Origin of the sequence: Modestobacter sp. VKM Ac-2979, assembly GCF_026967995.1 — a bacterium.
In the GTDB taxonomy this organism is placed as follows: Bacteria; Actinomycetota; Actinomycetes; order Mycobacteriales; family Geodermatophilaceae; genus Modestobacter.
The window spans coordinates 188,872-210,316 of the sequence record NZ_JAPVBO010000008.1; the positions used below are offsets into that span (position 1 = coordinate 188,872).

Annotated in this window: 20 protein-coding genes; 8 read left to right on the forward strand and 12 right to left on the reverse strand. The window is 75.9% G+C overall.

Features of this window, described 5'->3' with window-relative positions; genetic code table 11:
• The first annotated feature begins 93 nt into the window (after positions 1–93).
• A complete protein-coding gene (locus O2W15_RS21955) occupies positions 94–444 on the forward strand; it encodes a hypothetical protein (protein WP_269180975.1) in 351 nt (116 codons plus the stop codon).
• Positions 445–460: 16 nt separating this feature from the next.
• On the opposite strand, the gene O2W15_RS21960 is transcribed toward O2W15_RS21955, so the two are convergent.
• Both O2W15_RS21960 and O2W15_RS21965 read right to left on the reverse strand, forming a co-directional pair.
• The gene (locus O2W15_RS21960; RefSeq protein WP_269180976.1) at positions 461–1,978 is read right to left on the reverse strand and encodes an acetyl-CoA hydrolase/transferase family protein; all 1,518 of its coding nucleotides are present in this window, start codon (positions 1,976–1,978) and stop codon (positions 461–463) included.
• 140 nt (positions 1,979–2,118) lie between these two features.
• Complete coding sequence (locus O2W15_RS21965; protein WP_269180977.1) at positions 2,119–3,915, reverse strand: alkaline phosphatase D family protein; 1,797 nt, start codon at positions 3,913–3,915, stop codon at positions 2,119–2,121.
• A gap of 197 nt (positions 3,916–4,112) precedes the next feature.
• On the opposite strand from O2W15_RS21965, the gene O2W15_RS21970 reads away from it, so the two are divergent.
• A complete protein-coding gene (locus O2W15_RS21970; RefSeq protein WP_269180978.1) occupies positions 4,113–5,537 on the forward strand; it encodes an NADP-dependent succinic semialdehyde dehydrogenase in 1,425 nt (474 codons plus the stop codon).
• Between the two features lie 39 nt (positions 5,538–5,576).
• Here the strand turns inward: O2W15_RS21970 and O2W15_RS21975 are convergent, their stop codons facing one another.
• The 3 genes from O2W15_RS21975 to mrf are packed head-to-tail and all read right to left on the reverse strand — an operon-like array spanning position 5,577 to position 7,569.
• On the reverse strand, positions 5,577–5,978 hold the full coding sequence (locus O2W15_RS21975; RefSeq protein ID WP_269180979.1) for a hypothetical protein: 402 nt from the start codon (positions 5,976–5,978) through the stop codon (positions 5,577–5,579).
• A gap of 32 nt (positions 5,979–6,010) precedes the next feature.
• Complete coding sequence (locus O2W15_RS21980; protein ID WP_269180980.1) at positions 6,011–6,277, reverse strand: type B 50S ribosomal protein L31; 267 nt, start codon at positions 6,275–6,277, stop codon at positions 6,011–6,013.
• Entirely contained in the window at positions 6,277–7,569 is a 1,293-nt protein-coding gene (gene mrf, locus O2W15_RS21985; RefSeq protein WP_269180981.1) for a ribosome hibernation factor-recruiting GTPase MRF, read from the reverse strand. Before mrf ends, O2W15_RS21980 begins: the two co-directional genes overlap by 1 nt.
• An 86-nt stretch (positions 7,570–7,655) precedes the next feature.
• On the opposite strand from mrf, the gene O2W15_RS21990 reads away from it, so the two are divergent.
• From O2W15_RS21990 to O2W15_RS22015, 6 genes are all read left to right on the forward strand, one after another.
• A complete protein-coding gene (locus O2W15_RS21990) occupies positions 7,656–7,787 on the forward strand; it encodes a hypothetical protein (protein WP_269180982.1) in 132 nt (43 codons plus the stop codon).
• A 106-nt stretch (positions 7,788–7,893) separates the two neighbouring features.
• A complete protein-coding gene (locus O2W15_RS21995) occupies positions 7,894–9,453 on the forward strand; it encodes an ABC transporter substrate-binding protein (protein WP_269180983.1) in 1,560 nt (519 codons plus the stop codon).
• Positions 9,366–10,484, forward strand: coding sequence for an ABC transporter permease (locus tag O2W15_RS22000; RefSeq protein WP_269180984.1), 1,119 nt, complete (start codon positions 9,366–9,368; stop codon positions 10,482–10,484). Before O2W15_RS21995 ends, O2W15_RS22000 begins: the two co-directional genes overlap by 88 nt.
• Positions 10,481–11,143: an ABC transporter permease gene (locus tag O2W15_RS22005; protein WP_269180985.1), complete on the forward strand. Its 663-nt coding sequence runs from the start codon at positions 10,481–10,483 to the stop codon at positions 11,141–11,143. Before O2W15_RS22000 ends, O2W15_RS22005 begins: the two co-directional genes overlap by 4 nt.
• A complete protein-coding gene (locus tag O2W15_RS22010) occupies positions 11,140–12,933 on the forward strand; it encodes an ATP-binding cassette domain-containing protein (RefSeq protein ID WP_269180986.1) in 1,794 nt (597 codons plus the stop codon). Before O2W15_RS22005 ends, O2W15_RS22010 begins: the two co-directional genes overlap by 4 nt.
• Positions 12,930–13,733: a class I SAM-dependent methyltransferase gene (locus O2W15_RS22015; protein WP_269180987.1), complete on the forward strand. Its 804-nt coding sequence runs from the start codon at positions 12,930–12,932 to the stop codon at positions 13,731–13,733. Before O2W15_RS22010 ends, O2W15_RS22015 begins: the two co-directional genes overlap by 4 nt.
• A gap of 33 nt (positions 13,734–13,766) precedes the next feature.
• On the opposite strand, the gene O2W15_RS22020 is transcribed toward O2W15_RS22015, so the two are convergent.
• The 7 genes from O2W15_RS22020 to O2W15_RS22050 form a co-directional block, all read right to left on the reverse strand.
• Positions 13,767–14,645 (reverse strand): metal ABC transporter permease, encoded by an 879-nt coding sequence (locus O2W15_RS22020; protein ID WP_269180988.1) that lies wholly within the window; start codon positions 14,643–14,645, stop codon positions 13,767–13,769.
• Positions 14,639–15,349, reverse strand: a complete 711-nt coding sequence (locus O2W15_RS22025) for a metal ABC transporter ATP-binding protein (RefSeq protein WP_269180989.1) — start codon at positions 15,347–15,349, stop codon at positions 14,639–14,641. The genes O2W15_RS22020 and O2W15_RS22025 overlap by 7 nt, the downstream gene beginning before the upstream one ends.
• Positions 15,340–16,341, reverse strand: coding sequence for a metal ABC transporter substrate-binding protein (locus O2W15_RS22030; RefSeq protein ID WP_269180990.1), 1,002 nt, complete (start codon positions 16,339–16,341; stop codon positions 15,340–15,342). Before O2W15_RS22030 ends, O2W15_RS22025 begins: the two co-directional genes overlap by 10 nt.
• A gap of 66 nt (positions 16,342–16,407) precedes the next feature.
• A complete protein-coding gene (locus tag O2W15_RS22035) occupies positions 16,408–18,198 on the reverse strand; it encodes an ABC transporter permease subunit (protein WP_269180991.1) in 1,791 nt (596 codons plus the stop codon).
• Positions 18,199–18,202: 4 nt separating this feature from the next.
• A complete protein-coding gene (locus tag O2W15_RS22040) occupies positions 18,203–19,711 on the reverse strand; it encodes an ABC transporter substrate-binding protein (protein WP_269180992.1) in 1,509 nt (502 codons plus the stop codon).
• Between the two features lie 34 nt (positions 19,712–19,745).
• Positions 19,746–20,546, reverse strand: coding sequence for an ABC transporter ATP-binding protein (locus O2W15_RS22045; RefSeq protein WP_269180993.1), 801 nt, complete (start codon positions 20,544–20,546; stop codon positions 19,746–19,748).
• Positions 20,543–21,361 (reverse strand): ATP-binding cassette domain-containing protein, encoded by an 819-nt coding sequence (locus O2W15_RS22050; RefSeq protein WP_269180994.1) that lies wholly within the window; start codon positions 21,359–21,361, stop codon positions 20,543–20,545. The genes O2W15_RS22045 and O2W15_RS22050 overlap by 4 nt, the downstream gene beginning before the upstream one ends.
• Positions 21,362–21,445: the final 84 nt, after the last annotated feature.

Sequence of the window (21,445 nt, forward strand, 5' to 3'; positions counted from 1 at the left end):
CTCGACGTCGTCCGCTGTCGAGCGCGCCGCGCTACCGGTGGACACCGGCCGGGCGGGCGGGGTTCGCTCGGGCGCTGTGGGTAGGGGGACCGCATGCCTGACTACGACGTGAACGAGGCCGGGGTCGCGCACGCCCGGGAGCTGATCGACGCCGGGGAGTACGACGACCAGACCGAGTGGTCCGACGCCGCACCGTCGACCGACGAGGAGAACGAGGAGCGGGAGGACGAGGGCCAGGAGGGCTACGCGCAGTGGCACCTGGCGGTCGACCCGGACAAGGGCGAGGGCACCAAGGGCCGCTACCGGTTCCCCTACGGCGACTTCGCCAAGGTCAACCGGGCGGCGCTGATCCACGCCAAGCAGCGGGCCAGCCAGAACGACCACCCGGAGATCGAGAAGGCCGCCGACGACCTGCTGCAGCGCCTGGACGCCAAGCGTTCGTGACCCAGCGGCTGAGGCGTCAGCCGGGCAGCATGCTGCCGGTCTCCAGGTAGCGGGTGTGCCAGCTGAGCGCCTCGGCGAGCAGGTGCGGGGTGTGCCGGCCGTACGCCCCGCGCTCGGCGCGCTGGTAGTAGTCGGTGAGCAGCGGCCGGTACTCCGGAGCAGCGCAGTGGTCGATGACCAGCTGCGCCCGCTTGCGCGGCGGCAGGCCCCGCAGGTCGGCCAGCCCGTGCTCGGTGACGATCACCGACACGTCGTGCTCGGTGTGGTCGACGTGGGACACCATCGGCACGATCGCGGAGATCGCCCCGCCCTTGGCCGTGGACGGGGTGAGGAAGAAGGAGACGTAGGCGTTGCGGGCGAAGTCGCCCGAGCCGCCGATCCCGTTCTGGATGCGGCTGCCCATCAGGTGGGTGGAGTTCACGTTGCCGTACAGGTCGGCCTCGATCATGCCGTTCATCGCCAGCACCCCCAGCCGGCGGACGATCTCCGGGTGGTTGCTGATCTCCTGCGGCCGCAGCACGATCCGGTCCCGGAACTCGGCCACGTGCGCGTTGAAGTCGGCGATCGCGGTGGGGCTCAGGGAGAACGCCGTCGCCGAGGTCGAGGCGAGCGTGCCCGAGCGCAGCAGGTCGAGCATGCCGTCCTGGATGACCTCGGTGTAGGCGGTCAGCTGCTCGAACCGCGACTCCTGCAGACCGGACAGGACGGCGTTGGCCACGTTCCCGACGCCGGACTGCAGCGGCAGCAGCTCGGCCGGCAGCCGGCCCAGCCTGACCTGGTGCTCCAGGTACTCGATCAGGTGCCCGGCGATGGCCCGGGCGGTGTCGTCGGGCTCGCTGAACGGGGTGTTCCGGTCCGGGGAGTGGGTCTCGACGACGGCGACGACCTTGTCCGGGTCGACCCGCAGGTGCGGCACCCCGATCCGGTCGCCGGGCCGGGTCAGCTGCACCGGGCGGCGGTTCGGTGGCAGCGCCGTCCCGTAGTAGACGTCGTGCATGCCGTCCAGCCCGGCCGGCTGCCAGCTGTTGACCTCCAGCACCACCCGCTCGGCGAGGTCCAGCCAGGTCTTGTTGTTCCCGACCGAGGAGGAGGGGACCAGCTGCCCGTCCTCGGTGATCCCGCTGACCTCGACGACGGCGACGTCCAGCGGGCCGAGGAAGCCCTCCCAGGCCAGCTGGGCGACGTGGGAGAGGTGGACGTCGACGTAGTCGATCTCGCCGGCGTTGATCTTCTGCCGGGCCACCGGGTCGGACTGGTAGGGCAAGCGCAGCCCGATGCCGTCGGCGGCGGCGAGCGCGCCGTCCAGCTCGGGGGCGGTGGAGGCCCCGGTCCACAGGTCGACCTGGAAGGGCTCGCCCGCGGCGTGCGCCGCGGTGATCCGCTGGGCCAGCAGCTCGGGCACGGCCTTGGGGTGCCCGGCGCCGGTGAACCCGCTCATGCCGAGCGTGTCCCCGGGCCGGATCAGCGCGGCGGCCTGCTCGGCCGGCACCACCTTGCGGGCCAGTGCTGCGTTGCGGATGCGACCGGTGTCCATCGTCCTCCGACCTCGTCGTCCCGGGCCTGTCCGGCCCGCGCGCTGGACGCTACGGGCGTGACCATGGTCCTGCCCGGGGAGGGCGGAAGGCCCGGCTGCGGGCCCGGGCGCACCCGGACCCGCAGCCGTGCCTGCAGAGGTCAGACCGTCCGGGGGGAGTCCGACCGCGGCCCCAGCTCGGCCGTCGGGCCGCTGACCTTGTGCGAGCCCTTGACCGTGGCGAAGGAGGTCTCGTAGCCGACCGTCGCCTGCGGGTCCAGCCGCGGGTCGACGGCCAGGCCCTTGTCGCCGTTGCTGCGGATGAACCAGAAGTCCGCCTGCACCCGCTGCGGGGTCACGTCCAGGACGACGAAGCCGTGGCCGATGCCCTCCAGGTAGCGCACCCACGGGTTGGCGGCCTGGAACGCGGCGGTGGTGGCGGTCGCGGCGGCCGCGGAGCCGACGGCCTCCTTGAACCCGTTGCTGGTCACCGACGGGCAGACGAACTCCACGCCGACGGAGTTGCCGTCGCCGGAGTAGTCGGCGAAGTCGGTGGGCAGGTCGTTGGCCCAGGAGGAGTGGATGTCCCCGGTCAGCACCACCGGGTCGGTGCGCTCCGCGGCGGCCATCGCCTCCAGCACCGCGCGCTGGTCGGCCTGGTAGCCGTCCCACTGGTCGGTGTTGAAGACCGAGCCGGGCACCGTGCCGGGCCGGGGGACGGCGAACACCCGGGCGAACACCGTCTGGTTGCCCACCAGGTGCCAGTCGGTGCGCCCGGTGCGGATGCCCTTCGTCAGCCAGTCCAGCTGCGGCGGCTCGGGCAGGTGCCGGCGCGGGTCGGTCAGCGCCGGGTTGAGCTCGCCGTCGACGGTCCCCGGCACCTGTTCGCTGCGGTTCTGCCGGGTGTCGATCACCGACAGCTCGGCCAGGTCACCGAAGCTGAAGCGGCGGAAGAACTGCCGGCCCTTGCTGGCGTGCGGCTGCCACATCGCGGGCTCGCGGATCGGCATCCACTCCAGGTAGGCCTGGAACGCCTTGGCCCGGCGGAACAGGAAGTCGCCCTCGGGCTTGATGCCGTCGGGCTTGCCCGGCTCGGTGTAGGGGGTGGCCGGGTCGTCGTCCCGCTCGTGGTTCTCCGCGCCGAAGTCGTAGGCGTCGTTGGTGATCTCGTGGTCGTCGAAGATGACGATCCACGGGTGCTGCTGGTGGGCCCGCTGCAGGTCCGGGTCGGTCTTGTAGAGCGCGTGCCGGATCCGGTAGTCCTCCAGCGTGACCATCTCGTGGACCGGCTCGTGGTCCCGGATGCCGATCAGCGCGTTGGGCCCGTACCGGTCGCCGGAGCCGGCCACGCCCGCCACCCGCGGGGCGTTGCCGTACTCGTACAGGTAGTCGCCCAGGTGCAGGACGAAGTCCAGGTCGTCGCGGGCGGCGATCCCGCGGTAGGCGGTGAAGTACCCGCCGGTCCAGTTGCTGCAGGAGACGAACGCCATGCGCAGCGCGTGGGTCCGGCCGGGCTCGTCCGGTGCGGTCTGGGTACGGCCGACCGGGGAGGTCTCGCCTGCGCAGGTGAACCGGTAGAAGTAGCGGGTGTAGGGGGTCAGCCGGTTCACCACGACCTTGACGGTGTGGTCGCGGCTGACGTCGGCGACGACGTTCCCGCTGCGCACGATGCGGGTGAACGCCTCGTCGGCGGCGACCTCCCAGCGGACCGGGACGGCCGGCCCGCGGCGGCTGCCGGGCAGGGACTCGGGGGTGGGCGTCACCCGGGTCCAGAGCAGCAGCTCGGTGGCCGTGGGGTCACCGCTGGCGACGCCGAAGCCGAAGACGCCGGAACGGGCGGTCTCGGCCACGGCCGCGCGGGCGGCCTCGCTGGTGAGTCCACCGAAGGTCAGGGCGGCGGCCGTGACGGCCCCGCCCTTCAGCACGGTGCGGCGGGACAGGGGGGCATCAAGCGGCATGGGGGCACTGTCGTTGCACTGGGCGACCAGTCGGCGGTGCCCACGTGAACTCCCGGCGTCCCACGTCCTGCCGTTTCCCCTCCGGGAGCACGGGGCAGGTGCACGGGGCAGGCGAGCCGCGCCGGACCGCCCGAGCGCCCACGGGGAGCGCCGCCGTCCGGCACCGACCCGCGACACGGACGACGACGGGAGCCCCCATGGCCATCGCCACCATCAACCCCACCACCGGCGAGACGCTGAAGACCTACGAGCCGCTCTCCGACGAGGCGCTGGAGGACAAGATCGGTCGCGCGGCCGCGGCGTACCGCAGCTACCGGCGCACCCCGGTCGAGGACCGGGTGCGCTGGCTGCGGGCGGCGGCCGACGTGCTGGACGCCGACACCGACGCGGTCGCCGAGCTGATGACCACCGAGATGGGCAAGACGCTGTCCTCGGCGAAGGCCGAGGTGGGCAAGTGCGCCAAGGCGCTGCGGTACTACGCCGACCACGGCCCGGCGATGCTCGAGCCCCAGCGGCTGGACGCCGACGCCGTGGGTGCCCGGCAGGCCTACGTCACCCACCAGCCACTGGGCGTGGTGCTGGCGGTCATGCCGTGGAACTTCCCGCTCTGGCAGGCGATGCGGTTCGCCGCCCCGGCGCTGATGGCCGGCAACGTCGGCCTGCTCAAGCACGCCAGCAACGTGCCGCAGACCGCGCTGTACCTGGAGGAGCTGTTCCGCAGGGCCGGCTTCCCGGACGACGTCTTCCAGACCCTGCTGATCGGTTCCGGCACCATCGAGCGGGTCATCCGGGACGACCGGGTGGTCGCCGCGACGCTGACCGGCAGCGCGCCGGCCGGCCAGTCGGTCGCCTCGATCGCCGGGGACGCGCTCAAGCCCACGGTGCTGGAGCTGGGTGGCTCCGACCCGTTCATCGTGATGCCCTCGGCCGACCTCGAGGCCGCGGCAGGGGTGGCGGTCACCAGTCGCAACCAGAACAACGGGCAGAGCTGCATCTCGGCGAAGCGGTTCTTCGTGCACCGCGACGTCGCCGAGGAGTTCACCCGGGTCTTCGCGGAGAAGATCGCCGCGCTGACCGTCGGCGACCCGATGGACGAGGGCACCGACGTCGGGCCGCTGGCCACCGAGTCCGGGCTGGCCGACGTGGAGGCCTACGTCGAGGACGCCCGGGCGAAGGGCGCGACCGTCGTGGTCGGCGGCACGCGGGTGGACCGGCCGGGCTGGTTCTACGAGCCCACGCTGCTCACCGGCGTCACCCCGGGGATGGACCTCTACGCCGAGGAGGTGTTCGGGCCGGTCGCGGCGCTGTGGACCGTCGACTCCCTCGACGAGGCGATCGAGATCGCCAACAGCCACCCCTACGGGCTCGGCTCGAACCTGTGGAGCGAGGACGAGGACGAGCGGGCGCAGTTCGTCCGGGACATCGAGTCGGGGATGGCCTTCGTCAACGGGATGACCACCAGCTACCCGGAGCTGCCCTTCGGCGGGGTGAAGCAGAGCGGCTACGGCCGGGAGCTCACCGAGCTGGGCATGCGCGAGTTCATGAACGCCAAGACCGTCTGGGTCGGTGCCCCGAGCAGCGAGCAGCGCGCCGGGGACTCGGCCGGCTCGGCGAACGAGTGACCAGCGGCGGGGCAGGGACGTCGTCCCTGCCCCGCCACGTCACGCCGGCCGTAGTGGCGGGCCGATCCCGGCCACCGCGGCCCGCAGGCACTCGGGCAGCTCGGTGGCCGTGCCCGCGACCCCCGGACCGCCCGCGCTGACCCAGGCGACCAGGCCGGCGGTCCGCTCGGGGGTCTGCACCTCCGACACCCAGAGCGCCGGGCCCGGCCGGCCGGTCCCCGGGGAGCGGTGGGCCAGCCCGGCGAGGGCCGCGCGGTCGCAGCGGCCCAGGCAGTCCGCGGTCACCAGCACCGCGCCGGTGGTGTGCCGCACGGCCTCGGCCACCTGCTCCACGCCGTCCGCCGTGCCGGCCAGCCGGCGCAGTGCCGCGCAGCGGTGCCCCACGCACAGCGCGACCAGCGGCCCGCCGGCGTCCCCACCCGGGACCGGGCGGTGGCTCACAGCAGCAGGCCCCGGTCGGCGACGGCCACGCCTCAGCCCCGCTTCCGTGCCGGCCGGGCGACGGCGCCGTACCGCTGGTGGAACCGCTCGACCCGGCCGGCGGTGTCCAGCACCCGCTGGTTGCCGGTCCAGAACGGGTGCGACGCGGCGCTGATCTCCACGGTGACCATCGGCAGCGTCTCGCCGTCCAGCTCGATCGTCTGGTCGGTGCGGATCGTGGAGCGGGTCCGGTAGGTGGCGCCGCTGGCGGTGTCCCGGAAGACCACGGTGCGGTACTCGGGGTGGATGCCGGCTCTCATCAGGATCGGTCCTCTCGGTCGGCGGTGTGCAGGTCGTTGTCGCGCTGGGGGTCGTCGGCGGGGCCGGCTGCCTCGCAGGGGTCGGAGTGCCACTCGCCGAACGGGTCGTCGAACGCCGTCCAGGTCGCGGGACCGGCGGCCAGTTCGCCGTCGGTGAGCAGGGCGGCGGACAGCGCGGCGGTGACGGCCTCCGCCGGCTGCCGGTGGGTGAGGACGACGAGCTCGACGTCCCGGTCGCCGTGCAGCGGGTCCCAGCGCAGGGCCGCGGCGGCCGCTCGCTGCGGGGCCACCTGCGCCCACAGCTCCGGGTCGTCGCCGATCGTGGCCAGCCACGGCCCGGCGTCCCCGACGCGCAACCCGCCACCGGCGGACTCCAGCCAGAGCGCCCGGTCGTGCTGGCTGGCCAGCCAGAACCGGCCGCGGCTGCAGACCACGCCCTCCAGCAGGACGTCGATCGCGGCGTGCAGCCGTCCGGGGTGGAACGGGCGGCCGGCGGAGAACCGGACCAGCTGGACGCCGGCGTCCTCCTGCAGCGGTGGCTGGCCGGTCAGCAGCGGGTCGTGCGGGGAGCGCGGCCGGGCCCGGCGGCCCGGGCGAGCGGCCCCGGTGAGCAGCGCCGCGGCGCGGCCGGGACGGAAGCGGGCGCGCGGCACCGCGGGCACCAGCCGGTCCAGGACGGCGGTGAGCCGGACCGCGGACCACGGGTCGGCCGCCTCGCCGACGAGCAGCACGGCGTCCGCGCCGGCGACCTGGTCCACCGCCACCTGCGCGAGGGTGCGGTCGTCGTCGGGCGTGGCCGCCAGCCCGCGGTCGGCCAGCGTCTCCTCGCCGGTGGCGGCGTCCAGCCAGCGCTCCGCGTCGACCACGGCGAGGACGTCGACGACCTCGACGTGGTCCGCTGCGGTCGCCGACCGGCCGGCGGGCTCGTCGTCGAGCTCCACCTCCCGCAGGGCCCAGCACAGGTGGTCGCTCTCCAGCGCGGGGTCCAGCTGCAGCACGATCCGGGCGACGTCGTCCCGGCGGGCCAGGGTGCGCAGCAGCGGCAGCAGGTCCAGCTGCAGCGTGCAGGAGAGGCAGCCGTGGGCGAGCTCGACGGCGGTCGTGTGCTCGACCACCCCGGTGGGCCGGTGGTCGCTCGTCGTCCGCAGCACGACGCCCTCGCCGACCCGGCGGAGGTCGTGCTGCACCAGCAGGGTGCCGACCGACGAGGTGAGCAGGTCGTGCGCCGCCAGCGCGGTGAGGCCGGGGTGCAGGCCGGTGATCAGGACGAGCGGGGTCCGGGGCGAGGTCACCCCGCCACCCTAACGTGAAGATGACAATCGTTGTCGTCTACGGTGGCGTCCGGCTCCGACGCGGAGCCCCGAACCGAGGAGGCCCCATGTCCGACTGCTGTTCGTCGACCAGCTGCACCACCGGGCCCGACCCGCTCCCGGGCGTGCCCGGCGTGGCGGCGATCGACCGGCGCAACCGGGCCGAGCGGCGCCGTGACGCCCGGAAGGCCGAGCGCTGATGGCCCGCGGCAACGAGATGGACCTGCTGCCTCACCCGGGCGCGGGTCGCTGACCACCGTGACCAGGACCGTCCCCCCGCACCACCCCCGGAGAGAAGGCACTCCCATGTCCGCGTCCCGCCCCCTGGCCACCCTCGCCGCCGGGGCACTCGTGCTCGCACTGTCCGCGTGCGGCCTGTCCGACGACGGCGCCGCCGCGGACACACCGGGGGAGCAGGTGCTCCGCATCGCGCTGGCCGACCCGGAGGCGTCGCTGTCCGTGCAGGACTACACGACCTCCTCCTTCACCGTGCTGGACCAGGTCTTCGAGCCGCTGGTGCGGTACACCGCCGACGGCGGGTTCGCCCCCGCGCTGGCCGAGTCCTTCGAGGTCGGCGACGACGGGCTGACGATGACCTTCGGCCTCCGCGAGGGCGTCACCTTCACCGACGGCACGCCGTTCGACGCCGAGGTGGCCCGCACCGACCTGCTGCGCTGGGTCGAGGACCCGGACAACAGCTTCCTCGGGCTGACCGGCGTGACCGAGTCGATCGAGGCCACCGACGCCGGCACGATCACCTGGCGGCTCAGCCAGCCCTACCACTCCGCGCTCAACGAGCTGGCCCTCACCAGGCCGGTGCGGTTCACCAGTCCGGCCGCCGCCGGCGAGCCGGTGGGCACCGGGCCGTACCAGGTCGAGTCGCTGGACGAGCAGCAGATCGTGCTGGTGCGCAACGACGACTGGTGGGGCGGCACCCCCACGCTGGACCGGGTCGAGTTCGCGGTCATCCCGGACGCCGCCGCCCGGGTGGCCGCACTGCAGGCCGGCGAGGTCGACGTGATCGGCGGGGAGTACACCGCCCCGCTCGCGCTGGAGGAGGCCGCGGCGCTGGAGCAGACCGACGGGGTGGAGGTGCTCACGACCGATTCCACGACCAACCTGCTGCTCACCGTCAACGCCGACACCGGCAACCCGGCCCTCGCCGACCCGGCGGTCCGGCGGGCGATGGACCTCGCCGTGGACCGCCCGGGCATCGCCGAGGGCCTGTTCGAGGGGCGCGCCACCGCGGCCACCACCGTCTTCCCGGCCAACGTGCCCTACGGCCCCGAGCCCGAGCCGGCCGTCGCCGCGGACCCGGCCGCCGCCGGGGAGCTGCTGGAGCAGGCCGGGTGGACCGGGGACGGGGTGCGCAGCAAGGACGGCGTCCCGCTGGAGCTGGACCTCGTCCTCGACCCCGGGCTGCTGCCGCAGGCGACGTCGCTGAGCCAGGCCGTCGCCGACCAGCTGGGCGAGGTGGGCATCGGGGTGACCATCACCCCGCTGGACAGCACCGCCTACGGCACCACCGTCTCCGCCCGGGACTTCGACCTGCGCTTCTACTCGACCTACGGGGCGCCCTACGACCCCTACAGCACGCTGACGGCCAACTTCCGCAGCGCGCAGGAAGGGCACCTGTTCGCCTCGTCCGAGCTCGACGCGCAGGTCCCGGCCGCGCTGGCCGCGCCGGACGAGGAGAGCCGGCAGGCGGCCTTCGACGCGATCTGGACGACGCTGGCGGAGCAGACCGCCGCGGTGCCGCTGGTGCAGCTGCCCCGGCAGTGGGCGGTGCGCGACACCGTCGAGGGGTTCGAGCTCGGCGCGACCGAGTACGACCTGCCGCTCAGCGACGTCACCGTCTCCGGCTGACCGGTGCGGGGCTCCTGGGTCGCGGCGGCCGGCCGTCGACGGAGCGCGGTCACTGGGCACCCTGCGGCACCAGCTGGCCGCGGTGCTGGCCACCTGCGTCCGGCCGGGCGGCCGGCCGCCGCGCCGGGGAGGGCGTCGCCGTCCTGCTCGTCGTGTCGCTGCTGACCTTCGGGCTGCTCTCGCTGGCGGCCGGGGACGCCGCCACCGCGATCGTCTTCGCCCGCGACGGGGTGGTCACCGCCGAGGCGGTGGCCCGGGTGCGCGCCGAGCTCGGGCTGGACCTGCCCGCCCCCGTCCGGTACCTGCACGGGCTCGGCGGCCTGGTCACCGGTGAGCTGGGCGCCTCGGCGCGCACCGGCCAGGACGTCGCCGGTGAGGTGGCCGCCCGGCTCGGCCCGACGGTCACCCTGGCCACGGCCGGTGCGGTCGTCGCCGTGCTGCTCGGGCTGACCGCCGGGGGAGCGGCCGCGCTGACCCGGCGCCGGGTGGTCCGGCTGCCGATCCGACTGGGCTCGCTCGCCCTGCTGTCCGTGCCGGCCTTCGCCCTCGCCCAGCTCGGCGTGCTGCTGTTCGCGCTGCAGTGGCGGCTGCTGCCGACCCAGGGCATCGCCGGCTGGCCGTCGCTGGTGCTGCCGGCGGCGGTGATCGGCCTGCCGCTGGCCGCCGTGCTCGCCCAGGTCACCGAGGCCCGGCTGCGCAGCACGCTGCGCGAGCCGTTCGTGACCACCGCCCGCGCGCGCGGGCTGTCCCCGGCCCGGGTGCTGCTGGCCACCGCGCTGCCGAACGCGGCCGCCCCGCTGCTGGTGGTCGTCGGGGACGTGGTGGGCACCGCGCTGGCCGCCACCCTGGTCGCCGAGACCGCCTTCGGCTGGCCGGGACTGGGCGACTACCTGGTGCGGGCGCTGCAGTTCCGCGACTGGTACCCGCTGCAGGCCGCCGTGCTGCTGATCGCGGTCGGTGCGGTCTCCGCCCGCGGCCTCGCCGGGTCGCTGGCCGCGCTCGTCGACGCCCGGGCCGGGGTGCGCACGTGACGGCGACGGCCCGCGCCGCCCTCGGGGTGCTCGGGCTCATGGTGCTCGCCGTGCTGATCGGACCGCTGCTCAGCCCGTGGTCCGCGACCGCCACCGACCTCACCGTCGTCCGGGCCGGCCCCTCGGCCGCGCACTGGCTGGGCACCGACCACCTCGGCCGCGACGAGCTGACCCGGCTGCTGGTCGCCGGCCGCACCTCGTTGGGCATCGTGCTGCTGACCGTGGCGAGCTCGCTGCCGCTGGGCCTGGCGCTGGGGCTGCTCGCCGGCTGGCGCGGCGGTTGGGTGGACTCGCTGGTGCTGCGGGCCAGCGACGTCGTCGTCGCCGTGCCGGCGCTGCTGGTCGGGGTGGTGCTCGCCGGCGTGCTCGGCGGCGGTGCCGAGGGACTGGTGCTCGCGTTGGCCGCCGGCGGCTGGGCGGCGTACGCCCGGCTGGTGCGGATGGAGGTGCTGCTGCGCCGGCACGCCCCGGTCGTCCAGGCGCTGACCCTGCTCGGTGCCCGGCCCGGCCGGGTGCTGGCGCGGCACCTGCTGCCGGCGGTCGCCGGACCGGTGCTGGTGGTGGCCGGCACGGACGTCGCCGGCCTGGTGCTCGCTGTCTCGACGCTGAGCTTCCTGGGGCTGGGTGTCCGCCCCCGACCCCGGAGTGGGGGTCGATGATCGTCGAGGCCCGGCCCCACCTGGCCACCGACCCGCGGCTGTTCCTGCTGCCCATGCTGATGCTCGCGCTGCTGGTCCTGCTCGTGCTGGTGCTGGCCCGGCATGCGCAGGCCTGGACCACGCACGGCCGGCCGGCCGTGCGGACCCCCGGGCACCGTGCTCGCCCCGCGCCCGCCGGCAGTCCCACCGGTGTGCTGCTGGCGGTGCGCGGGCTCACCGTGGAGCTGTCCGGGCCGGACGGGCGCCGCCGGGTGGTCGACGGCGTGGACCTCGACGTCGGCCGGGGCGAGGTGGTGGCGCTGGTCGGCGCCAGCGGCTCGGGCAAGTCGCTGACCGCCGCGGCCCTGCTCGGCCTGCTGCCCGAGGCGGCCGGCGCGGTCGCCGGTGGCTCCGTGCGCATGGCCGGGCAGGAGCTGGTCGGTGCCGCCGAGCGCGACCTGCGGCGGGTGCGCGGCGCCCGGGTGGCGCTGGTGCCCCAGGACGTCGGCACCGCGCTGGACCCGCTGCGCCGGATCGGGCCCCAGGTGGCCGAGGCCGCCCGGCTGCACCGCGGGCTCGACCGGCGGGCGGCCGCCGCAGTCGCCCGCGAACTGCTGGTCTGGGCCGGCCTGCCCGACGTCGACCGGGTGCTGCGCGCCCGGCCGGCCGAGCTGTCCGGCGGGATGCGCCAGCGGGTGCTGGTCGCCGCCGCGCTCGCCGGTGGGCCGGAGCTGCTCGTCGCCGACGAACCGACCAGCGCGCTGGACGCCGCCACCGCCGGACAGGTGCTGGCGCTGCTGGCCCGGGCCCGGGCCGAGCGGGGCGCCGCCGTCCTGCTCATCAGCCACGACCTCGGGCTGGTGGCCGAGCGCGCCGACGCCGTCACCGTGCTCGACGCCGGGCAGGTGGTGGAGTCCGGGCCGGTGGCCCGGGTGCTCGGCGCACCCGCGCACCCGGTCACCCGGGCGTTGCGCGCCGCCGCCGCCCCGGCCGCTGCTCCTGCTCCTGCCCGCGTGGGTGCACCGTTGCTCCGGGTCCGGGACGTCGGCGTGCGGTACCCCGCCGGGCGGTGGGGCCGGACGGCGCCCCGGCCTGCGCTGGCCGGGGTGTCGTTCACGCTGCCGCGCGGTGGCGGGCTGGGCGTGGTGGGGGAGTCCGGCAGCGGGAAGACCACCCTCGCCCGGGTGCTCACCGGGCTGCACCAGCCGACCGCGGGCACCGTCGAGCTCGCCGGGTCGCCCCCGGTCGCGGGTACCGGCCACGCCCAGCTGGTCTTCCAGGACCCGGCCACTGCACTCGACCCGCGCCAGCCGGTCGGCGCGGCGCTGCAGGAGGCCCTGCTGCTGGCCCGCCGGCTCGGCCGCCCGGCTCCGCCCGGTGGTGCCCCGGAGCTGCTCACCCGGGTCGGGTTGGCCGCCGGGCTCGCCGGTCGGCGGCCCTGGCAGCTCTCCGGTGGCCAGCAGCAGCGGGTGGTGATCGCCCGCGCGCTCGCCGCCGCGCCCGACCTGATCGTCCTGGACGAGCCGGTCAGCTCGCTGGACGCCGTCGTCCGTGCCGGGGTGCTCGAGCTGCTCCGCTCCGTGCGGGCCGAGGGCGTCGCCCTCGTCGTCATCTCCCACGACCTGGCCGCAGTCGCGGCGCTCACCGACGAGCTGCTCGTGCTGCACCACGGTGCGGTCGTCGACCACGGGGCCACGCCGGCCGTCCTCGCGCGGCTCCGCCAGGAACCCCCCGGACGCACCACCCCTGACCCTGCGCGCCCCGACCGGGACGTCGCAGCACCCCCATCCCTGGAGGAGATCCACCCGTGACCGATCAGCTCACCACCACCGACTGGCGCCGGCTGCTGCACGACTGGGACCGCCAGCAGAGCGGCTACCTGCGGCACCGCGAGGAGCGGTTCACCGCCGCGCTGGACGCGCTCCAGGAGCTCATCGGCGACCGGCTCGCCGCCGGCGGCACCGTGCTCGACCTGGCCTGCGGCCCGGGGTCCTTCGGTGCCCGGGTGCTGGAGCGCTTCCCGGCCGCCCGCGTGGTCGCCGTCGACATGGACCCGGTGCTGGTCGCCGTCGGCGCCGCGGCGCTGGGCGACGCCGACGGGCGGCTGACGTGGGTCGACGCCGACCTCCGCGACCCGGCCTGGCCGCTACGGCTGCCGGTGACCGAGGTGGACGCCGTGGTCAGCTCCACCGCGCTGCACTGGCTGTCGGCCGCGCAGCTGGCCGCCACCTACCGGCGGGTCGCCGCGCTGCTGCCGGCCGGTGGCGTGCTGGCCAACGCGGACAACATGGCCTACGAGCCGGGCCAGGCGGTGCTGACCCGGCTGTCCGAGGCGGCCGAGCGACGCCGGGCCGAGCAGGCCTTCGGCGCCGACGGTGTGCCGGACTGGGACGCCTGGTGGGCCGCCGCGCTGGCCGCCCCCGAGCTGACCGGCGCCGTCGCCGAGCGGGAGCGGCGGAACGCCGCCGAGCGCGGCCCGGACGACCACGCGCCCGGCACCCGGCTCACCGGGCTGCGGATGCACGAGGCCGCGCTGGCCGAGGCCGGCTTCACCGAGGTGGGCACCATCTGGCAGGACCACGACGACCGGGTGCTGCTCGCCGTCCGCTGAGCTGCCGGCGGCGCCCGGCCCGGGCGCCGCCGGTCAGCGGGGGAGGGAGACCTCGCTCGGCCGGCCCACCGGTCGCACCGGGGAGGGGGTGACCCCCGGCCCGTGCCGGGGGCTGCCGCGGCGGGCCAGCCGGCCGACGCTGAGCACGGCGTAGGCGGCGACCGCCATCAGCACGATGGTCCCGCCGGACGGGGTGTCGGCGTACCAGGACACCGCGGTGCCGCTGACCGACACGGTGACCCCGATCAGCGCCGCGATCACCAGGCTGCTCCGGAAGCTGCGGGCCACCAGCTGCGCGCAGCCGGCGGGCAGCACCATCAGCCCGCTGATCAGCAGCAGGCCGAGCACCCGCATCGACAGCGTCACGGTGACCGCGGTGACCACCGCCAGCAGCAGGTTCAGCTGGAGCACGGGCAGCCCGCTGGCCCGGGCGTGCTCCTCGTCCAGCGCGACGGTGAACAGCGAGCGGCCCAACCCGATCGTCACCGCGAGCACGACGGCGGCCAGTACCGCGAAGAGGACCAGGTCACCCCGGGTCGTCGTGGTGAGCGCGCCGAACAGGTAGCCGTCGAGCGTGATCGGGGTGCCCGCCGGCGCCCGGGTGACGACGACGACGCCACCGGCCAGCCCGCCGTAGAACATGATGGCCAGCGCGACGTCGGCGCTGGCCGACCGGCGGGCGCGCAGCACCTCCACCGCCACCGCCCCGGCCACCGTGGCCAGCAGCGCGGTGAGCACCGGCGCGGACCGGGTGACCAGGCCGACCGCCACCCCCAGCAGCGCCACGTGCCCCAGGCCGTCGCCGATCAGCGACAGCCGCCGCTGCACCAGGTAGACGCCGACGGTGGGTGCGGTGAGGCCGACGAGCACGGCGGCCGCGAGGGCCAGCCGCATGAACTCGTAGTTCAGCACGGGGCGCCCGCGTCCGGCAGCGTCACCGTCCTGGTCACCACCTCCGCCAGCGGGCCCAGCTCGTGCAGCACGACGACGACGGCGGCGCCGGTCTCGGCGAGCCCGGCCAGGGTGCTGGCCACCACCCGCTGGCTGGCCGCGTCGACGCCGGCGGTCGGCTCGTCCAGCAGCAGCAGTTCCGGGTCGCCGGCCAGCGCGCGGGCCAGCAGCGCGCGGCGTTGCTGACCGCCGGACAGCTCCGCGAGCAGCCGGCGGTCGGACCCGGCCAGTCCGGCGCCCTCCAGCGCGCAGTCGACGGCGCACCGGTCGGCCTCGCCGAACCGCTGCCAGGCCCGCAGCCGGCTCAGCCGGCCGGAGGAGACCAGCTCGCGCACGGTCACCGGGACGCCGCCGGCCACGGTGTGCCGCTGGGGGACGTAGCCGACCCGGTGCCAGTCGCGGAACCGCGCCCGCGGCACGTCGAACAGCCGCACCTCGCCGGCCTGCACGTCGCACAGGCCCAGCACCCCCCGGACCAGCGTCGACTTGCCGGCCCCGTTCGGCCCGCGGACCGCGAGCACCTCCCCGGGCCGCACCGTCAGGTCGACGCCGGTGAGGACGGCGTCCCGGCCGCGACCGAAACCCCCGCCCCGCACCGTCAGTGCGCTGATCCCGGCAGTGGGGAGGGTGGTGGCGGCACCACCGGGCCGGGCGCTCAGGAGCACTGCTGCCCCGTCCGCAGGCTCGCCAGGTTGGCCCGCATGAGCTCCAGGTAGTCCGCGCCCTGCGACTGGTCGGTGAGCCCTTCGATGGGGTCCAGCTGCCGGGTCTGCGCGCCGGTCTCCCGCGCCACGGTCTCGGCGACGGCGGGGCTGACCAGCGTCTCGAAGTAGATGGTGCGCACGCCGTGCTCGCGGACGAACTCGGTCGCCTCGGTCAGTGCGTCGGTGGACGGCTCCTCGTCCGGCGCCAGCCCGCTGATGCCGAACTGCTCGAGGTCGTAGGCGTCGGCGAGGTAGCCGAAGGCGCTGTGGCTGGTCACCAGCTCCCGGGTCGCGCAGTCGGCCAGGCCGTCCCGGAACTCCCCGTCCAGCTCCGCGAGCTGCGCCCGCAGGTCCGCGGCGTTGGCGGTGTACTGCTCGGCGTTGGTCTCGTCCACGGTGGCCAGGTGGTCGGCCAGTGCGTCGCCGACGTCGGCCATCCGCATCGGGTCGTGCCAGAAGTGCGGGTCGGTCACCGGCTCGTCGGCGTGCTCCCCCTCGGCGTGCTCGCCGTCGGCGTGCTCGCCGTCGGAGTGCTCGTGGTCGTGGTCGTGGGCCTCGTAGGTGAGGGACAGGTCGGCCGCCTCGCCGGCGTCGAAGGCCCGGTCCGCGGCCTGCTGCTCGACGGCGGCGTCCACGGCGGGCTGCAGCGTCGGCAGGAAGACGACGGCGTCGACCTCGGCCGTGGTGGCGACGTCCCGGGGGGTGAGCTCGTACTCGTGCGGCTCGGCGCCGTCGGGGGTGAGGGAGGTGACGGTGGCCAGGTCGCCGGCGACCTGCTCGCTCAGCCAGGCCAGGGGGTAGAAGGCCGCCACGATCGTCAGCCCGTCGTTGCCGGGACCCGCGGCGTCGGCGTCGGCCGTGCCGGAGCAGCCGGCCAGCGCGACTGCCCCGGCGCAGGCGAGGGAGAGTGCGGAGAGCGAGCGGGCGGGACGTCGTCGGGACGGGAGCTGCATGGTCCGATGATCAACGTAATGAGAATCGTTGTCAAACAGGGGGGGCGAGATCGCCGCGGTCGAAGGTCACCCGACCGCGGCGGGCTGCGCCGGCGCAGCAGCCGTCGTCCCGGCAGGGGGTGCGACCGGCGCCGCCGGCCGGCGCGGCCGTCGGCTCAGCCCGGACAGCGAGACGGCGAGCACGGATGCGGTCACCAGCGCCCCGGTCGGGGCCAGCACCGCCCAGGGTGCCCGCTCGACGTAGGGCATGCCCTCGGCCAGCAGCAGCCCCCACTCCGGTGTCGGTGCGGTGGCCCCCAACCCGAGGAAGCCCAGCGCGGCCAGTGCCAGCGCGATGCCCGGCAGCCGCAGCACGGCGTTGCGTGCGGCCGCCGGCAGCACGGCGGGCACCACGTACCGCCAGGTGACCGTGGCCGGGCCCACGCCGAGCACCGGCAGCACGGTGACGTGCCGTTGGCGCCGGACCTCCTCCGACGCCGCCGCCACGTACGCCGCGATCGGCGCCCAGGCGACCAGGGCGACGGCCAGTGCCGCCCCGGCCTGCGACGTCCCCAGCGCGGCGGCGACCAGCACACCGACGATCACCGGGGGTGCGGCGTTGGCCACCTCCACCGGTCCGACCGAGGCGCGTGGCGCCAACCCGACCAGGATCCCGACCACCAGCGTGACCAGTACGACCAGCGACGCCGTCCCGACCGTCTGCACCGCGCCGTGCGCCACCCGGGCCAGCAGGTCACGCCCGCTGGCGTCGGCGCCGAACGGCAGCGCCGCGCTGGGCGCGGCCAGCCGGGGGTGCGCGGAGGTCAGCGGGTCGCGGCCGAGTCCGGCGGCCACCACGGCCACCAGGAGCGCGGCCGCCCCGGTCGGCAGCAGCCAGTCGCGCCGCCGGGACGGGGTGGCCCGGGCCGGCACCGGGACGCTGCCGCTGCGCAGCGCCCGGCCCAGCAGCAACGCCCGGGTCAGCGCGGCCACGCCGCCGAACACCGCGGAGACGCCGAGCAGCAGCAGCATCCCGGCCTGCAGGGTCGGCAGGTCCTGGGCCTCCGCGGCGCCGAGCACCGCGCGTCCCAGCCCGGGGACGGCGAAGACCTGCTCGACGGCGACGGCCCCGCCGGTGAGGCCGACGAGCACCAGGGCCACCTGCGTGGTCAGCGCGGGCAGCGTGCGGCGCACCAGGGCCCGGGAGAGCTGCCCGGCCGACGCGCCGGCCAGCTGCCAGGTGGTCACCCAGCGCTCGGTGCCGGTGACGGTGAGCCCGTCGGCGACCAGCCGGCCGATCAGCCCGCCGGCGGGCAGGCCCATGGCCAGCGCAGGCAGCAGCACCGACGACGGACCGGTCCAGCCGTAGGGCTCGAACCAGCCCAGCCACACCGCTCCGACCAGCAGCAGCACCGAGGCGAGCAGGAACTCCGGCAGCGCCGTGAGCGCGGCGCCGCCCGCACCCCCGGTCCGCCCCTGCCCGCCCCGGGCGACCCGGCGCAGCGGCGGCCAGCACAGCAGCGACGCCGTGACCAGGGCGATCAGCAGGGCCGCCCCCATCAGCGTCACCGAGACGCCGAGGGCCCGGACCAGACCGGGGCCCACCGGGGCCCCGGAGATCCAGGAGGTCCCCAGGTCGCCGCGCACGACCCCGGAGAGCCAGTGCCCGAGCAGCCCGAGTGGCCCGGCGTCCAGGCCCAGCTCGGCCCGGACCGCGGCCAGGGCCTCGGGGGTGGCCTCCTGCTCGGCCGAGCGCGCCCGCAGGATCGACAGCTCCGGGCTGCGCCCGGACAGCCAGGGCAGCACCCCGATCAGTGCCACCACGCCGAGGACGGTGACCGCCCGGGAGGCAGCGGTCACCCATCCCCGCCGTGGCATCGGGTCAGTCCTCGCCGACGGTGGTGTCGGCGCTGATCAGTGCCCGCTCCCGCGGGTCGCGGACGGCACCGGAGACCCCGGCGGCCTCGCCCTGGATGACCCGCTCGTGCAGCATCGGCACTGCCGCGCCGGTGGCCAGGACAGCCCGCTCGGCGTCGATCACCGCGCGCTGGCGCTCCGGGCCGGGGGTGGCGGCCGCGGCTTCGGCCAGGGCGGCGTCCACGGCCGGGTCGCACAGCTGGGAGATGTTGAACGAGCCCTCGCAGGCGAAGTCGCTGTACATGTAGGCGACCGGGTCACCGGAGTCCAGCACCGTGGCGCGGGACAGGATGAACGCGTCGAAGGCCCCGGCCAGTGCGTCGGCCTCGATGAAGGCGTACTCCCGGACGTCCTGCTCCACGGTGAAGCCCACCGCCTCCAGCTGCTGCTCCAGCAGGACCGCGACCTCGGGCAGCTCGGCCCGGTCGGTGAAGGTGCCCAGGGTGATCGTCGTGCCGGCCGGCACGGGGGCCGCGGACGGGTCCGCCTGGTCCTCGCGCAGCCCGGCGGCCCAGGGGACCGCCGGGCCCAGCAGGCCCTCGGCGATGTCGGCGCGGCCCTCGTAGACGGTCTCCACGATGGTGGCCCGCTCGACCGCGGCGCGGGCGGCCGCGCGCACCGCCGGGTCGGCGAACGGTCCGGACGCGGTGTTCAGGTACAGGGTGTTGGTGCGCGGCATCGGCACCTCGTGCACCAGCTCCTCGTCGACCAGCCCGGCCTGGGAGACCGGCACCGCCTCGACGACGTCCGCCGTCCCGGTGCGCAGGGCCGCGGCGCGGGCGGTGCCGTCGGGCACGAAGGCCACGTCGATGCCGGCCGCGGCTGCGGGGTCGCCCCAGTAGCCGTCGAAGCGGTCCAGCGTCGCGCCGGAGGTGCCGTCCACGGCGACCAGCTCGAACGGGCCGGTGCCGGCGCCGACCGGGTCGACCCGGCCGTCCGCGCCGTAGGCGGCCGCGGCGAGCACGGCCAGCTGCGGGCTGGACAGCCGCTGGGGGACCAGCGGGTCGGGCTCACCGGTGGTGACCACGACGTCGGAGCCGTCGGCCACCGCGGTCAGCTCGACGCCGTCCAGGATCCGCGGGCGGGGGGAGGCCTCGTTCGCGGCGGTCAGCGCGGCGGCGGCCTGCTCCGCGGTCAGCTCGGTGCCGTCGTGGAACTCGACGCCCTCCCGGACGGTGAACCGCCAGGTGAGGCCGTCGGTCTGGGTCCACTCGGTGGCCAGGGAGGGCTGGGCGTCGCCGTCGGCGTCCAGCACCACCAGGGTCTCGGCGGTGCTCCAGCGGGAGAGCTTGAACGCGTCGTCGGTCAGCGGGTTGAGGCCCGAGCGCGGCGGCTGCAGCATCGCCAGGGAGATCCGGCCCTCGGCGGCCGGGTCGCTGCTGCCGCCGTCGGCCGAGCTGCTGAAGCAGCCGGTGGTGAGCAGGGCGACGGTGGCGCCGAGCACGAGCAGGCGGGGGGTGCGGGAGGAGGACATCGTTCCGTTCTCTGTGGGGTGGAGGGTGCTGCGGTCAGGCGGGGAGGGTGGGGACCGCGGCGAGCAGGTCCCGGGTGCGCGGGTGTCCGGGGCGGGTGAGGAGAGCGGAGGTCGGCCCCCCCTCCACCACGAGGCCGTCGTCGAGCACGACCGTGCGGTCGCAGAGCCGGGCGACGACGGCGAGGTCGTGGGAGACCAGGAGCAGTCCGAGGCCCTGGCGGGCGGAGAGGTCGGCCAGCACCTCGACCACCTGGTCGCGCACCGGCAGGTCCAGCCCGCTGACCGGCTCGTCGGCCAGCAGCAGCGCCGGTCCGGGGGCCAGGGCCCGGGCCAGCGCGACCCGCTGGGCCTGCCCGCCGGAGAGCTCCCCGGGCCGGCGTCCGGCCAGCTCGGGGTCCAGGCCCACCCGGGTCAGCGCCGTCGCGACGGCGGCCGGGTGGTCACCGGGCACCTGCAGGTGCCGCAGCGGCACCGTGACGAGCTCGCGGACGGTCGAGCGCGGGTCCAGCGACCCGGCCGGGTCCTGCGGCACGTACTGCACCAGCCGGCGGTACCAGCGCAGCGACGCGGTCGGCCCCGGGCGGACGGCGCGACCGGCGAAGGTGACCGTGCCGCGGTCGGGGCTCTCCAGGCCGAGCAGGCAGCGCAGCAGCGTCGACTTGCCGGAGCCGGAGGTGCCGACCAGCCCGACCCGCTCGCCGGGAGCGACCTGGAGGTCGACCCCCTGCAGCGCCGGCACGACGTCGCGCGGGCCCCACGGCCGCCGCCGGGGCAGCCGATGACCGCGCACGATGCCCGTGGCGGTCAGCACCGGGCTCTCGACCGGGCGGCTCACGAGGCCGCACCCACCCGGGCCGGGAGCGCGCCGGCCCGGGCAGCGCCCACGAGCACGGCGCTCTGCTCGTGCTGCGGTGCGGCCAGCAGCCCGGTGATCGGGGCGTCCTCCACCACGGCGCCCTCGTGCAGCACCACCGCGCGGTCGCACAGCGAGGCGGCCACGGCGATGTCGTGCGTGATGAAGAGCAGCGCGGCGTCCCGGCTGGCCTCGCGCAGCACGGCGACGACCTGTGCCTGGGTGACCAGGTCGAGGGCGGTCGTCGGCTCGTCGGCGACCAGCAGCCCCGCCCGGGAGGCGAGGGCCATGGCGATGCAGACGCGCTGCCGCTGGCCACCGGACAGCTCGCCGGGGGTGCTCCGCAGCACCCGGTCGGCGTCGTCCAGACCGACCGCCGCCAGCAGCCGGGTGCGCTCGCTCGCCAGCGCGGCGCCGCGCAGTCCCCGGTGGTTGCGCAACGGCAGGGCCAGCTGGGCGCCCACCGGCACCAGCGGGTTGAGCGCGGCGGCGGGGTCCTGGCCCACCGCGGCCACCCGCGCCGTGCCGGGTCGACGGGGAGGCGGCAGCCGGGTGACGTCGGCACCGGCCACCCGCACGCTGCCCCGGACCTCGGCACCGACGGGGAGGGTGCCCAGGACCGCGGCGGCGGTGAGCGACTTCCCCGATCCCGACGCGCCGATCAGGGCGACCCGCTCGGTCGCCGCGATCTCGAGCCGGACGCCGCGCACCAGCTCCAGGCCGCCGAGGGAGATCGTGAGGTCGTCGACGACGAGGGCCGCCCCCTGCCCCTCCGGCGCCCCTGGACTGATAATCATTGTCGGGAACCTACCTGGTGGTGTCCGGCGGTCGTCAGCTGCCCGTCCCGGGCCGGTCGTCTTCCTGCAAACCGGTTGCAATAC

Excerpts from the sequence above, each read along its gene's own strand:
- O2W15_RS21990 (WP_269180982.1), top strand. The coding sequence starts at position 7,656 with ATGTCCGACTGCTGTTCGTCGACCAGCTGCACCACCGGGCCCGACCCG.
- O2W15_RS21960 (WP_269180976.1), bottom strand. The coding sequence starts at position 1,978 with ATGGACACCGGTCGCATCCGCAACGCAGCACTGGCCCGCAAGGTGGTG.
- O2W15_RS21965 (WP_269180977.1), bottom strand. The coding sequence starts at position 3,915 with ATGCCGCTTGATGCCCCCCTGTCCCGCCGCACCGTGCTGAAGGGCGGG.
- O2W15_RS22040 (WP_269180992.1), bottom strand. The coding sequence starts at position 19,711 with ATGTCCTCCTCCCGCACCCCCCGCCTGCTCGTGCTCGGCGCCACCGTC.
- O2W15_RS22050 (WP_269180994.1), bottom strand. The coding sequence starts at position 21,361 with ATGATTATCAGTCCAGGGGCGCCGGAGGGGCAGGGGGCGGCCCTCGTC.
- O2W15_RS21970 (WP_269180978.1), top strand. The coding sequence starts at position 4,113 with ATGGCCATCGCCACCATCAACCCCACCACCGGCGAGACGCTGAAGACC.
- O2W15_RS21995 (WP_269180983.1), top strand. The coding sequence starts at position 7,894 with ATGTCCGCGTCCCGCCCCCTGGCCACCCTCGCCGCCGGGGCACTCGTG.
- O2W15_RS22035 (WP_269180991.1), bottom strand. The coding sequence starts at position 18,198 with ATGCCACGGCGGGGATGGGTGACCGCTGCCTCCCGGGCGGTCACCGTC.
- O2W15_RS22010 (WP_269180986.1), top strand. The coding sequence starts at position 11,140 with ATGATCGTCGAGGCCCGGCCCCACCTGGCCACCGACCCGCGGCTGTTC.
- O2W15_RS21955 (WP_269180975.1), top strand. The coding sequence starts at position 94 with ATGCCTGACTACGACGTGAACGAGGCCGGGGTCGCGCACGCCCGGGAG.
- O2W15_RS21980 (WP_269180980.1), bottom strand. The coding sequence starts at position 6,277 with ATGAGAGCCGGCATCCACCCCGAGTACCGCACCGTGGTCTTCCGGGAC.
- O2W15_RS22030 (WP_269180990.1), bottom strand. The coding sequence starts at position 16,341 with ATGCAGCTCCCGTCCCGACGACGTCCCGCCCGCTCGCTCTCCGCACTC.